Source organism: Ottowia sp., assembly GCF_016703145.1.
Classification (GTDB): domain Bacteria; phylum Pseudomonadota; class Gammaproteobacteria; order Burkholderiales; family Burkholderiaceae_C; genus Ottowia.
Map to the genome: position 1 here is coordinate 35242 of NZ_JADJCO010000005.1, position 13469 is coordinate 48710.

12 protein-coding genes are annotated in these 13469 nt (G+C 69.6%); 4 read left to right on the forward strand and 8 right to left on the reverse strand.

From position 1 onward, the window contains the following. Window positions 1-235: 235 nt before the first annotated feature. The 3 genes from ilvD to IPG65_RS13250 all read right to left on the reverse strand — a co-directional run bounded on the left by ilvD (window position 236) and on the right by IPG65_RS13250 (window position 4214). On the reverse strand, window positions 236-1936 hold the full coding sequence (gene ilvD, locus IPG65_RS13240; protein WP_293190315.1) for a dihydroxy-acid dehydratase: 1701 nt from the start codon (window positions 1934-1936) through the stop codon (window positions 236-238). A 139-nt stretch (window positions 1937-2075) separates the two neighbouring features. Then, a complete protein-coding gene (locus tag IPG65_RS13245; protein WP_293190317.1) occupies window positions 2076-3068 on the reverse strand; it encodes a tripartite tricarboxylate transporter substrate binding protein in 993 nt (330 codons plus the stop codon). A gap of 54 nt (window positions 3069-3122) precedes the next feature. Then, the gene (locus tag IPG65_RS13250) at window positions 3123-4214 is read right to left on the reverse strand and encodes a GntG family PLP-dependent aldolase (protein ID WP_293190319.1); all 1092 of its coding nucleotides are present in this window, start codon (window positions 4212-4214) and stop codon (window positions 3123-3125) included. A gap of 70 nt (window positions 4215-4284) precedes the next feature. On the opposite strand from IPG65_RS13250, the gene IPG65_RS13255 reads away from it, so the two are divergent. Continuing rightward, on the forward strand, window positions 4285-5217 hold the full coding sequence (locus tag IPG65_RS13255; RefSeq protein WP_293190321.1) for a LysR substrate-binding domain-containing protein: 933 nt from the start codon (window positions 4285-4287) through the stop codon (window positions 5215-5217). Window position 5218: 1 nt separating this feature from the next. On the opposite strand, the gene IPG65_RS13260 is transcribed toward IPG65_RS13255, so the two are convergent. The 4 genes from IPG65_RS13260 to IPG65_RS13275 form a co-directional block, all read right to left on the reverse strand. Further along, complete coding sequence (locus tag IPG65_RS13260) at window positions 5219-5698, reverse strand: nucleoside deaminase (RefSeq protein ID WP_293190323.1); 480 nt, start codon at window positions 5696-5698, stop codon at window positions 5219-5221. After that, on the reverse strand, window positions 5698-6474 hold the full coding sequence (locus IPG65_RS13265; protein ID WP_293190325.1) for an ABC transporter permease: 777 nt from the start codon (window positions 6472-6474) through the stop codon (window positions 5698-5700). The genes IPG65_RS13260 and IPG65_RS13265 overlap by 1 nt, the downstream gene beginning before the upstream one ends. After that, complete coding sequence (locus tag IPG65_RS13270) at window positions 6471-7307, reverse strand: ABC transporter ATP-binding protein (protein WP_293190327.1); 837 nt, start codon at window positions 7305-7307, stop codon at window positions 6471-6473. The genes IPG65_RS13265 and IPG65_RS13270 overlap by 4 nt, the downstream gene beginning before the upstream one ends. A 61-nt stretch (window positions 7308-7368) precedes the next feature. After that, on the reverse strand, window positions 7369-8394 hold the full coding sequence (locus IPG65_RS13275) for an ABC transporter substrate-binding protein (RefSeq protein ID WP_293190329.1): 1026 nt from the start codon (window positions 8392-8394) through the stop codon (window positions 7369-7371). A 184-nt stretch (window positions 8395-8578) separates the two neighbouring features. On the opposite strand from IPG65_RS13275, the gene IPG65_RS13280 reads away from it, so the two are divergent. After that, a complete protein-coding gene (locus IPG65_RS13280; protein ID WP_293190331.1) occupies window positions 8579-9589 on the forward strand; it encodes a 2OG-Fe(II) oxygenase family protein in 1011 nt (336 codons plus the stop codon). Between the two features lie 99 nt (window positions 9590-9688). On the opposite strand, the gene ggt is transcribed toward IPG65_RS13280, so the two are convergent. After that, complete coding sequence (ggt, locus tag IPG65_RS13285; RefSeq protein WP_293190333.1) at window positions 9689-11416, reverse strand: gamma-glutamyltransferase; 1728 nt, start codon at window positions 11414-11416, stop codon at window positions 9689-9691. 215 nt (window positions 11417-11631) lie between these two features. On the opposite strand from ggt, the gene IPG65_RS13290 reads away from it, so the two are divergent. Both IPG65_RS13290 and lgt read left to right on the forward strand, forming a co-directional pair. Beyond that, window positions 11632-12579, forward strand: a complete 948-nt coding sequence (locus tag IPG65_RS13290; RefSeq protein WP_293190335.1) for a LysR family transcriptional regulator — start codon at window positions 11632-11634, stop codon at window positions 12577-12579. Between the two features lie 40 nt (window positions 12580-12619). Continuing rightward, window positions 12620-13447: a prolipoprotein diacylglyceryl transferase gene (gene lgt, locus IPG65_RS13295; RefSeq protein ID WP_293190337.1), complete on the forward strand. Its 828-nt coding sequence runs from the start codon at window positions 12620-12622 to the stop codon at window positions 13445-13447. Window positions 13448-13469: the final 22 nt, after the last annotated feature.

The window sequence follows — 13469 nt, forward strand, 5'->3', positions numbered from 1 at the left end:
TGGTGAGTTGACGGCTATTGGCGGTACCCACCCGTGCGGCTCCAGGAACAGACCATGTATTTGCTGGGATTGGGAATCGCAAACTTGACCGCATCAACCGCCAGCGCGAGACCATTGGCCAGAAGCCCCGGGCGGCGCCGCCGCCGCGCCGCCGTTGAATCCAAGAATGAAAATTGCTTGCAGCCGGTATCAATGGTTCGCCGGCAGCTATCATTTCTGAATCAACCGTGCTGCTTCAGGCCGCCGGATAGTCGTCCAGCACCGCGCCTTTGCTGGCGCTGGAGGCGTTGAACGCGAACTTGGCCTGCACGCCGCGCGTGTAGCGGGGTGCGGGGGCTTGCCAGCCTTCGCGGCGTTGGGCCAGCTCGGCCTCGGGGACGTTGAGTTCCAGCCGCAACTGATGCGCGTCGATGGTGATGGAGTCGCCCTCGCGCACGAAGGCGATGTTGCCGCCCGCCGCCGCCTCGGGCGCCACGTGGCCGACCACCATGCCCCAGGTGCCGCCAGAGAAGCGGCCGTCGGTGACCAGGCCCACGCTCTCGCCCAGGCCGGCGCCGATCAGCGCGCCGGTGGGGGCCAGCATCTCGGGCATGCCGGGGCCGCCCTTGGGGCCCAGGTAACGCAGCACCATCACGTCGCCGGCCTTGATCTGGCCGGCCAGGATGGCGGCCAGCGCCGACTGCTCGTCGTCGAACACGCGTGCCGGGCCGGTGATGACCGGGTTCTTCAGCCCGGTGATCTTGGCCACCGCGCCTTCGGGGCTGAGGTTGCCCTTGAGGATGGCCAGGTGCCCTTCCTTGTACATCGGGTTGCCGATGGGGCGGATCACTTCCGGGTTGGGCGGCACGTCCGGCACGTCCTTCAGCGTCTCGGCGATGGTCTTGCCGGTGATGGTGATGCAGTCGCCGTGCAGCAGGCCGGCGTTCAGCAGCAGCTTCATCACCTGCGGGATGCCGCCCGCGTTGTGCAGGTCCACCGCCAGGTACCTGCCGCTGGGCTTCAGGTCGCACAGCACCGGCACCTTCTTGCGCATGCGCTCGAAGTCGTTGATGGACCATTCCACGCCCGCCGCGTGCGCGATGGCCAGGAAGTGCAGCACCGCGTTGGTCGAGCCGCCGGTGGCCATGATGACGGCCACCGCGTTCTCGATCGCCTGCTTGGTCACGATGTCGCGCGGCTTCAGGTCTTTCTTGATGGCCTCGATGAGGATCTTGGCCGACTCCTTGGCCGAGTTCTGCTTCTCGTCGTGCGGGTTGGCCATGGTGGACGAGTAGGGCAGGCTCATGCCCAGCGCCTCGAAGGCCGACGACATGGTGTTGGCCGTGTACATGCCGCCGCACGATCCCGTGCCGGGGATCGCATGCTGCTCGATGTCCTTCAGTTCCTGGTCGCTGATCTTGCCGGCGGCGTTCTCGCCCACGGCCTCGAACACGCTCACGATGTTCAGGTCCTTGCCCTTCCACTTGCCGGGCAGGATGGTGCCGCCGTAGACGTAGATGCCCGGCACGTTGGCGCGCAGCATGCCCATCATGCCGCCGGGCATGTTCTTGTCGCAGCCGCCGACGACGACCACGCCGTCCATCCACTGGCCCTGCACGCAGGTCTCGATGCAGTCGCTGATGACCTCGCGGCTGACCAGCGAATACTTCATGCCCTCGGTGCCCATGGCCATGCCGTCGGAGATAGTGGGCGTGCCGAACACCTGCGCGTTGCCGCCCGCTTCCTCGATGCCGGCGATGGCCGCGTCGGCGAGCTTTTGCAGGCCCGAGTTGCAGGGCGTGATGGTGCTGTGGCCGTTGGCCACGCCCACCATGGGCTTCTTGAAGTCGTTTTCCTGGTAGCCCATGCCGTAGAACATGGAGCGGTTGGCGGCGCGCGCCTTGCCTTCGGTGATGTTGGCGCTGCGGCGGTTGATCTGGATCGGCTTGGTGTCCATGGCGTTGTCGTGGGTTGGTGGTCGCGAAAGCGTCCGATTGTGCCCCCATGGATTGATTGATACCAATCCGATCTCAACGCACCATTGATATCCCTCGCATATCAATCATCAGGCCGGGACGGCGTCGGCCTGAAGAAATTCAACTGTTCTGCGTGACCCCGGTTTGCCTGGCGATGGCCTGCCAGCGCGTGATCTCCTCGGTGAGGAGCTTGGAAAAGGCCTGGCCGCCGCGCGGCATGGGGTCGATGAAGGCCGTGGCGAGCCTGGCCTTCACGTCGGGCAGGTCCAGCACCTTGTCGATGGCGGCGCCCAGCGTCCGCAGCACGTCGGCCGGCGTGTTCGCGGGCGCCATGACGCCGTACCAGGCACTGCCCACGACGCCGGGCACGCTTTCACCGAAAGTCTGCACATCCGGCAGCCTGGGGTGGCGCGCCGTGCTGGCGATGGCCAGCACCTTGAGACGCTTGGCCTCGATGTGCGGCATGCACGCGGGCACCGAGTTGATGACCATGGGCACCTGCCCGCCCACGGCGTCGGTCAGCGCCAGCGCGCCGCCCTTGTAGGGCACGTGCACCAGCGGCATGCCGGTGCGCTGCTTGAGCGTTTCGCACAGCAGGTGCGGCCCCGTGCCCCGGCCCGGCGAACCCACGCCATGGCTGTGCGCCTCATCGCGCGGCAGCGCGATCAGCTCCTTCAGGCTGTTGGCGGGAAAGGCCGGGTTGGCCACCAGCAGTTGGGGCGACGAGCCCACGAGGGTGAGCGGCTTGAAGTCCTTGATGGGGTCGAAGGGCAGCTTGGGCAGTACCGCCGCGTTGGTGGCGTGGGCCGCGTCGGCCAGCAGCAGGGTATAGCCGTCCGCCGCGCTCTTGGCGGCGGCGTCGGTGCCGATCAGGCTCGAGGCGCCGGCCTTGTTGTCCACCACCACGTTCCACCCGGCCGTCTCTGTGAGCTTCTGCGCGATGAGGCGCCCCACCATGTCGGAGCCGCCGCCGGGGGCGTAGGGCACGATCAGCCGGATCGGGCGGTTCGGATACGCGTTGGCGAGCGCGGCGGTACTCAGCGAACCGGCCGCGAGCGCAAGGGCGGAGCCGGCGAAGGCACGGCGGGAAAGGGTGTGGTCGGTGGTGGGCATGGTCAGGACTCCTGGGGGTTGCGCAGCGTTGCGGAAGAAGGGCGGGCGCGTGGTTCAGCCGAGCAGCGCGCGCGCGGCCTGGCGAAAGCCCTCGGCGGCGGTGTCGATGCAGGCTGCGCCGATGTGACGGTGCGTGACCAGCCGGATGCGGCGCGGACCCCAGGGGCGGATCAGCACGCCGTGCTGGGCGAGTTCGCGGGCCCAGGCGGCGCTGTCCGGCACGGCGTCGGGCAGTTCGACGAAAACGATGTTGGTGATGGGCGCGGTGATGCCCACGACGCCGGGGCGCAGCGTGCGCAGGGCATCGCCCAGCCGCCGCGCCGTGGCGTGGTCGTGCGCCAACTGATGGGGCATGGTCTCGATGGCCTCCAGGCCCGCCGCGGCCAGCAGGCCGATCTGGCGCTGGGTGCCGCCCAGCATCTTGCGCAGGCGCCGCGCGCGGGCGATGGTCTGCGCCGGGCCCGCGAGAACGGCGCCGGCCGGGGCGCTCAGGCCCTTGGACAGACAGATGGAAACCGTGTCGGCATGGCGCGCCACCACGGCGGGCGCCACGCCGAGCGCCACCGCCGCGTTGAACAGGCGCGCGCCGTCCACGTGCACGCGGGCTCCGGCGCCGTGGGCCAGGTCATGCACCGCCTGCATGTGCGCCAGCGGCAGCACGGCGCCGCCCGCGTTGACGTGCGTGGTCTCCATGCACACCAGCTCGGTGGGCAGGGCGCCGGACGGCCGCAGCGCGGACGCCAGGGCGGTCAGGTCCATGGCGCCCGCCGCGCCGGCAAGGCCCACATAGGCCGTGCCGCTCAGCGTGGCGCCGCCGCGCTCGGTGAGGAACATGTGCGCGCTGGATTCGAGCACCACCTGCCCCTGCCGCCGCACCTGCGCCAGCACGGCCAGCAGGTTGCCCATGGTGGCGGTGGGCACGTACAGGCCGGCCTCCTTGCCCAGCGTGCGGGCGGCCAGGGCCTCCAGCTCGCGGGCCGTCGGGTCGCCGTCCAGGCCGTCGTCGCCCAGCGCGGCGGTGCGCATGCGCTCGTACATCGCGGGCGTGGGCCGGGTCACGGTGTCGCTGCGCAGGTCGATGAGCGGCGGGGCCTGGCCGGGGAGCGGTTCCAGGGCGGTCGGCGGAACGGTCAGCGTGTCGGTCATGGGCGCCAGTATTTCAGCGCCTGACCAATGCGCAAAATGCGTTGTTGCATGCGGTTCATACAATACTGATATGAGCAACCGCCGCATGTCCCTCAAGCACATCGAGGCGTTCCGCGTCGTCATGCAGGCCGGCTCCATGACCGAGGCGGCGCGCCGGTTGCACACCTCGCAGCCGCAGGTGAGCCGCCTCGTGGCGCAGCTCGAGGCGATCGCCGGCTTCGCGCTGTTCACGCGCAGCGGCACGCGGCTGCTGCCGTCGCTGGATGGCAAGCGCTTCTTCCAGGACGTCGAGAAAGCCTTCGCGGGGTTGCAGGGCCTGGAGGCGGCCGCCGCCAACATCCGCACCTTCGGCGGCGACCGGCTGGCCGTCGCGGCCATGCCGCGCATCGCCGGCGGCGTGCTGAGCAAGGCGGTCGCGCAATTCACGCGCGACCACCCCGGCACCCTCGTCACCATCCATTCGGGTGCGGCCGCCACGGTCAACACCTGGGTGAGCGGCGGCCTGTGCGAGTTGGGCCTGGCCGTGCTCTACGGCGACGACGTGCCCGGCATGCGGGTGGAGACCCTGCTGCGCATGGACTGCGCCTGCGTGTTGCCGCGCGGCCACCAGCTGGCGCCGCAGCGGCAGGTGCAGGCCAGCGACCTCGACGGCGAGCCTTTCGTCTCGTTCCCGCTCGGCAGCGGCCCGCGCGAGCGCATCGACCAGGTGCTGGCGGCCGCGGGCGTGCGGCCCCGCACCGTGCTGGAGTCGGACCTGGGCGCCTCGGTCTGCTCGCTGGTCGCGCTGGGGCTGGGCGTGAGCGTGATCAACCCGCTGGCGGCGCTGGACGAGCAGCGCAACCTCGCGCTGGAGGTGCGCCCGTTCCGCCCGGCCATCACCGTGCGCCTGGCGATCCTGCTGCCGCCCGATGCGCCCCACTCGCGGCTGGCGGCGGTCTTCAGCGACCGCGTGCGCCGCGTGATCGACGCCGAGCTGGCGCATATCCAGCCCTACCGCCGGTGAGTTATCTCCAGAAGCCCCGATGCGGCGCGGTGATCTCGTCCGCCAGCGCGGGCACGGGGCCCAGCACGTCGGTGGGGCGCTGGCCGTTGGCGAACACCGTGCGGCAGGGCAGGGCCAGCGTGGGGTTGGCGGGATGGTCGCCCGTGAGCGCCCGCAGCGCCGTCTCGTCGGCGCCGTACAGCACGCGGCCGATGCCGGCCCAGTAGATGGTGCCCGCGCACATGGCGCAGGGCTCGAAGGTGGTGACCAGCGTGCACTGCGCCAGGTACGCGCCGGGGTAGTTGGCGGCCGCCGTGCGCGCGAGGGTGCTTTCGGCGTGATTCACGGTGTCGATGTTGCCCTGCTCGGCCAGCACGGTGTCGCCGTCCGGCGCCACCAGCAGCGCGCCGAAGGGGTGGCGGCCCATCGCCATGGCGCGCTCGGCCACGGTGTTGGCGCGCCGCAGCAGGCGCGCGATCTGGTCCGGCGACAGCGCTTGCATCACTCGCCCTGCGAACCGCGGTGCGCCCAGGCCGTGGTGTGCTTCTCGATGGCGCTGAACAGCTCGTACATGGCCATGGCCATGGCGCCGATCACGAACAGGCCCGCGAAGGCCAGCCCCATCTGCATCGACGAGCCGGCCGATACCAGCAGGTAGCCGATGCCCTCGTTGGCGGCCGTCATCTCGCTGACGGTGGTGCCCACGAAGGCCAGCGTGATCGCCACCTTGAGCGAGCCATAGAAGTAGGGCATGGAGCGCGGCAGGCCCACCTTGACCAGCACGTCCCAGCGCTTGGCGCCCAGCACGCGCAGCACGTCCTCCAGCTCGGGCTCCAGCGTGGCCAGGCCGGTGGCGATGTTGACCATGATGGGAAAGAAGCTGATCAGAAACGCCGTCAGGATGGCCGGCCCCGCGCCGATGCCGAACCACACCACCAGGATCGGCACGAAGGCCGCCTTGGGCAGCGCGTTGAAGGCCGTCATCAGCGGGTAGAACGCGGCATAGGCCAGGCGGGACGAGCCCACCAGAAAGCCCAGCAGCACGCCCACCACGATGGCGAGGCCGAAACCCGCCATGGTGACCCAGTAGGTGCGCCAGGCGTGGCCGGCAATGACGCCCCGGAACTCCACCAGCTTCTCGCCGATGGCGCGCGGGCTGGGGAAGATGAACTCCGACACGTTGAAGCCCGAGCAGATCAGCTGCCACAGCACGATGATCGCCAGCAGCAGCGCCCAGGGCGCCCAGCGTTCCACATGCCTTCTGCGTTGCGGGGTCATTGGCTGATCTCCCCGCCGGTCTTGCGCAGCGCGCCGATGTGGCCGCGCAGCTCGTGCACGATGTCGGTGAACTCGCGCGTGTAGGTCAGCTCCAGCTCGCGCGGGCGCGGCAGCTCGATGTCGCGGCGTACCACGAAGCGGCCCGGGCTCTTGCTCATCACGTACACCGTGTCGGCCAGGAACACGCTCTCGCGCAGGTCGTGCGTGACCAGGATGACGTTGAATTTCTGCTCCGCCTGCAAGTCGCGCAGGATGCACCACAGCTCCTCGCGCGTGAAGGCGTCCAGCGCGCCGAAGGGCTCGTCCAGCAGCAGCATCTGCGGCTCGTGGATGAGGGCGCGGCAGATGCTGGCGCGCTGCTGCATGCCGCCCGACAGCTGCCAGGGGTACTTGTCCTCGTAGCCGGCCAGGCCCACCTTCCGCAGCAGCATGCGGGCGCGGGCTTCATAGTCCTGGCGCCTGGCGCGGAACTGCGAGCGGTGCGGCTCGACGATCTCCAGCGGCAGCAGCACGTTGTCCACCGTGGTGCGCCAGGGCAGCAGCGAGGGCGCCTGAAACGCCATGCCCGAGATCTTCAGCGGCCCGGTGACGCGCTCGCCGTTCACCCGGATGCGCCCGATCGACGGCATCTTCAGCCCCGTGGTCAGCTTCATGAAGGTGGACTTGCCGCAGCCCGAGGGGCCGACGATGGCGATGAACTCGCCGCGCCGCACCTCCAGGTCGATGGCCTCGACCGCGAACTGGTTGGCGCGCAGCAGTTCGTCGTTGTAGGCCAGCCAGACGTCGCGGAACTCCACGAACGGGGCGGATGGAGGCTCTGCGAGTGAATTCATGAAAGAAATGCGCTTGGGCCAGCGTGGAATATCGGCATGTAGCTATCAAAAAAGTAGTTCACTACTTCTTTGGCAGCACGTTCAGCTCGGTCGCCGCCGGCAGCAGGCTGGCGTTCCACACCGCGTCGGGGTTCACGCGCGTCTTGGTGGCGTAGGCGTCCGACACCTGCGAGGCCATCAGCGACAGGCGCGTGGGCACCACCTGGCCGAAGCCCTCGGCGCGCGCGTCCGGCGTGTTGATCACGGTGTCGATGGCCAGCTTGAGCCGGCGCGTCTCCAGCGCGGTGTTGACGATGCCGTCGCGCTCCTTCACGTAGGCGATGGCGGCGTCGGGCCTGGCGATGACTTCCTTGGCGCCCTTGGTGAAGGCCTGCAGGAAGGCTTTCACGGCGCCGGGGTTTTCCTTCAGCAGCTTGGGGCTGACGACGATGGCGTTGCCGTACAGCTTGACGCCGAAGTCGGCATACGGCAGCACCGCCACGTCGCCGGCCTTGACGCCGCGCGCCTCCAGGTTCAGCAGCGACGTGAAGGTAAAGCCCGTGATCGCGTCCACGTCGCCGCGCACCAGCATGGTCTCGCGCAGCGGCGGGTCCATGGTGGTCCACTGCACGCCGCTCACGTGGTTGGCCTTGGCGAAGATCGGAAAGCCGCGCCGGCCGGCGTCGAACACGGGCGCGCCCAGCTTCTTGCCGTTCAGGTCGGCGGGCTTGGTGATGCCGCTTTTCTTCAGCGCCATCACCGAGGCCGGCGTGTTGTTGTAGACCATCATCACCGCCACCGGCTTGTTGGGCGCGTCGGGGTTGTTGGCGTGAAACTCCATCAGCGCCGCCAGGTCGGCGAAGCCCATGTCGTAGGCGCCCGAGGCCACGCGCTGCACCACGCCGCCCGAGCCGCTGCCGGCGTCGATGGCCACGTCGAGCCCCGCGTCCTTGAAATAGCCCTTGGCGGCGGGCAGCAGGAAGAACGCGGCTGGCCCTTCAAAGCGCCAGTCGAGCTGGAACTTGATGGGCGTGGCCGCATGGGCCGGGGCGAAGCCGGTGGCGGCGGCCAGGGCCAGCAGGGTGTGCAGGAAAGAGCGCTTGTGCATGGTGAATTCCTCTGAAGCAACCGGGCAAGCAAGCAATAGGCGTGCCCGATGCGCCGCCTCAGCCTGGTGCCGGCATGAACCAAAGCGCGGCAAGGCGACGTGTCCGGCGCACCGCGATGGCGCGCCCCCCGGCCGGTGCGGGGGCGCCGCCCTTGGCGCGCGACTTGCATGAACCGCCCGGACCATGAACCCTTCTTCCACACCCCCGCCGCCCGCCCGCTATGCCCTGGGCGAACTCGACAAGGAAGCCCGCATGGGCGGCCAGGGCGAGGAAACCACCGCGCGCGAGGTGCGCGTGATCGACCTGAGCGACTTCGACGCCCGCAAGGCCGAGATCGCCGAGCAGTTGTGGAGCGCGTCGGTGGACATCGGCTTCTTCCAGGTCTCGGGCCACGGCATCGCGCAGGCCGACGTGGACGCCGCCTTCGCGCGCGCCGAGCAGTTGTTCGCGCTGCCGCGCGAGGTCAAGGCGCAGTGGCCGCTGGCGCGCAACGCCGGTTGGGAGCACAAGGCACAGATCCGCCCCTCTACCCAGACGCCGGACCAGAAGGAGTCCTACCAGGTCACGCGCCCGCGCATGATCGGTCTGTGGCCCACCGAGGACCAGTTGCCGCGCTTCAAGGCGCAAACGCTCGCCTTCGAGCGCCAGTGCTGGGAAGTGGGCATGCGCCTGCTGTCGTGCTTCGCGCACAAGCTGGGCTTCGACGACGACTTTTTCACCCGCGCCCACGACCCCGACGTGCCGGCCTACCAGAGCACGCTGCGCATGCTGCACTACTTCGCGATGGATCCGGCGCTGCGGGACGAGCTGGGCTTGTGGCGCGCTGGCGCGCATACCGACTTCGACTGCCTCACGCTGCTGTTCCAGCGCGCCGGCCAGGGCGGGCTGCAGGTGCTGCCGGGCAAGGAGATGGCGTCGCGGCAATGGACCAGCGTGGCGCCCATCGAAGGCGTCATCACCTGCAACATCGGCGACATGCTCACGCGCTGGAGCGACGACCAGCTGCCCAGCAACTTCCACCGCGTGCGCAACCCGCTGCCGCACGAATACCAGGGCGCGCGCTACAGCCTGGCCTTCTTCTGCCAGGCCAACGAGGACGCGGTGATCGAGGGGCCGGGCAAGAAATACCCACCCATCACCGGCGCCGAGTACCTGAAGCAGCGCATCAGCGCCAACTTCTCCAACCGTTACTGAACTTGCGGCAGCAAAGAGGCTGCCAGACGACGGGCAGGCTCGTCGAAGCCGTGCCGCCAGGGACTGGGATCACCCCGGGACGCGGCTGCCTGGCGACCCTCAGTTCGACACAGGCGGCACCACCAGCGCCACGCCGTTCGCACCTCGAGGGTCGGTGACAGGCACGGGGGTGTCTCCCACGACCTGGATGGCTTCGATGTTGAGCCCGCCACCCACGCGGTTCTGCAGAATCCAGCCGCGCTGGGCGAGGTCCGCAAGGATGGCATCGGAGAACTTGCCGGCTTCGTACTCGATGACGTTGTCGGGCAGCAACTGGTGGTGAAAGCGCGGCTGGGCCTGGGCTTCGGCGATGGGCAACTGGTAGTCCAGCACGTTCACGAGCACCTGGTAGACGCTGGTGAAGATGCGCGAGCCGCCGGGCGTGCCCAGAACCAAGGCCACCTTGCCGTCCTTGGTGGCAATCGTCGGGCTCATGGACGACAGCGGGCGCTTGTTCGGCTGAACCGAGTTGGCATCGGAGCCCACGACGCCAAACTGGTTCGGCACCCCCGGCTTGGCGGAGAAATCGTCCATCTCGTTGTTCAGCAGGAAACCCGCGCCCTCGACCACGATGCCGCTGCCATAGCCGCCGTTCAGCGTATAGGTGTTGGACACCGCATTGCCCCACTTGTCGACGATGGAGAAGTGCGTGGTCTGCGGCTTTTCGTCCGCCGACGCGGCCGCCGGGAAGTCCGTGCCCAGTCCTGGCTGGATCTGGGCCAGCGGCGTGGGCACCAGCGGGTTGACCTCGGTCGCACGGCCGCGCAGGTAGTCGTCGGCCAGCAGTTCGGCCATCGGGACGGTGAAGAAGTCCGCATCGCCCAGGTACTGCGCCCGGTCGGCGAACACGCGCTTTTCCATCTCGGCCGTCAGGTGCATGTACTGCGCGGAGTTCAGCGGCGCGCTGGCGAACTCAGGCGCCAGGAAGCTCTTCATCTTGAGGAGCTGCCCGATGCCGAAGCCGCCCGAGCTGGGTGGCGGCGCCGTGTAGACCATGTGCCCGTTCCAGTTGATGGCGACGGGGTCGCGCCACACGGCCTGGTAGTTCGCCAGGTCGGCCTTGGAGATCAGGCCGTTGGTGCGACCCATCTGCGCCACCAGGAGGTCGGCGGTCTTGCCCTTGTAGAACTCGTCGGCGCCGTTGTCGCTGATGCGCTGCAGGGTGTCGGCCAGCTCGGGCTGCTTGAACAGCTGGCCGCTCACCATCTTGCCTCCGAAGTAATCGTTGAAGTTCACGCGGCTGGCCGTTGACGTGGGGTTCGCGGTGGCATAGGCCACGAAGCCGTTGCGCGCGTAGCCGATGGCCGGCGCCAGCACCTGGCTCCACTTGAGCCGGCCGAGCTTCTGGTGCGCGGCCTGCATGCCGGCCACGGTGCCGGGCACGCCGGCGGCCAGCGAGCCGTCCAGGCTCAGGCGCGGGATCACGTCGCCATTGGCGTCCAGGTACATGGTGGGCGTGGCGGCGCCGGGGGCCTTTTCACGGTAGTCGACGAAGTAGGGCTTGCCGTCCATGTAGATGGTCATGAAGCCGCCGCCGCCAATGTTCCCCGCGGACGGCAGGGTCACCGCCAGCGCAAAGGCCACCGCCACGCCGGCGTCCACCGCGTTGCCGCCCTGGTCGAGGATCTGCTTGGCGGCCTGCGCGCCGAACTGGTCGGGCGAGGACACCGCCGCAGCGGTCAGCTTCGGTGGATCTTCGTCGCTGCCGCCGCAGCCGACGAGGCTGGCCAGCAGGGCCGACGCGATGAGGCCGCGCCGGCTGATGTCTCCGAAATGAAATGTCGTCATCTTGCTTCCTTGTGGTGTTTTTCGTGGGCGAGTCCGTGCGGGATGTGCGTTGATCGTGTACCTCCTGTGGTCGCGTGGGTCCTTCGGGAAACGCCTTCCATTCTGGGCGCACCCGTGGCGTTGTTGGAGAGACGGTGACAAATTGCTGCAATCCTGTGCCTGCGGGGATGCAGGGTCGGGCGGCCGGCGTCCCACCCGGTTGCTATGCTGCCCGCATGACCCCGGACAACCCCGCCATCGAGCTGCGCGCCTGGCGCCAGTTCGTGGCCGTGGCCGAGGAGCTGCACTTCGGCCGCGCCGCCCAGCGCCTGCACCTGACGCAGCCGCCGGTGACACAGGCCATCGCCCAGCTGGAGAAGGCGCTCGGCGTGCGCCTGTTCGACCGCACGCGGCGCCGCGTGGCGCTGACGCCCGCGGGCGAGGCGCTGCTGCCCGAGGCGCGCGAACTGCTGGCGCGCGCGCAGGCCCTGCCGCGCCGCGCGCGCGCCGCCGCCGCGGGCGAGGTGGGCCGGGTGCGGCTGGCCTTTGTGTCCACCATCGGCTTCGAGCAGTTGCCGCTGTGGGTGCGCGACTTCCGGGCCCAGTGCCCCGACGTGGTGCTGGAGCTGGCCGAGGCCACGGGCGACGTGCAACTGCAGGCCCTGGCGCGCGGCGACATCGACGCCGGGCTGCTGCTGCATTCGCCCGGCGCCGCGCCGCCCGGCCTGGCGCGCCTGGCGGTGGCGCGCGAGCCGCTGGTGCTGGCACTGCCCGAGGCCCACCCGTTGGCCCAGGCCCGGCCGCTGCCGCTGGCGCGCGTGCTGGCCGAGCCGCTGGTGATCTTCCCGCGCCGGCTGGTGCCCTCGCTGCACGACGCCATCCTGGGCTTGTACCAGGCCGCCGGCGTGCAGCCCCAGGTGGCGCAGGAGGCGATCCAGATGCAGACCATCGTCAACCTGGTGTGGGGCGGCCTGGGGCTGGCCTGGGTGCCGGCCAGCGTGACGCAGTTCCGCCGCGCGGGCGTGCGGTACCGCGGCGCGGACGAGCTGGCCGCGGGCCGCACCCGGCGCGCCGCCGGGCCGCCGCTGCCGGTGTGCGAAACCAGCCTCGTGTGGCCGCCGGCGGCCGACAACCCGGCGCTGGCGCGGTTCGTGCACTTCCTGCGGGACCGCGTGGCGGGCTGACAAGCCCGAGCCGGCACCGCCGGCGCGGCACAATGCGCGCATGCTGGTTCACCCCCAATTCGACCCCATCGCCGTCCGCCTCGGACCGCTGGCCATCCACTGGTACGGCATCTCCTACCTGGTCGCGTTCGCGCTGTTCTTCTTCCTGGCCACGCGGCGGCTGCGGCACCCGCCGTTCGCGTCTATCACCCAGCCGGCGCCGTGGACGCGGCGCGACATCGAGGACATGCTGTTCTGGGGCGTGCTGGGCGTGATCGCGGGCGGACGGCTGGGCTACTGCCTGTTCTACAAGCCGGCCTACTACCTGGCGCACCCGCTGGAGATCCTCGCGGTGTGGCAGGGCGGCATGAGCTTTCACGGCGGCATGCTGGGCGTGATCCTGGCCATGATGCTGTGGGCGCGCACGCGCGGGCGGCCCTGGCTGCAGGTGACCGACCTGATCGCCCCCTGCGTGCCGCTGGGCCTGGCCTCGGGCCGCGTGGGCAACTTCATCAACGGCGAGCTGTGGGGGCGCTTCGCCCCGCCCGACCTGCCGTGGGGCATGGTGTTTCCGCAAAGCGGCTCGATGCTGGCGCGGCATCCGTCGCAGGTCTACCAGTTCCTGCTGGAAGGCGTGCTGCTGTTCGTGCTGCTGTGGCTGTACGCGCGCGGCCCGCGCAGGACGGGGCAGGTGAGCGGGGCCTTTCTGCTGGGCTACGGCGTGTTCCGCTTCATCGCCGAATACTTCCGCGAGCCGGACGCGCACCTGGGCCTGCTGGCGCTGGGCATGAGCATGGGACAGTGGCTGTGCGTGCCCATGATGCTGGCCGGCGCCGCGCTGTGGTGGTGGGCCGGACGGCAAGCCGGAGCGGGGGCCGGGCGGACCTGAATTTCAAGTTATTTTGGCCTTG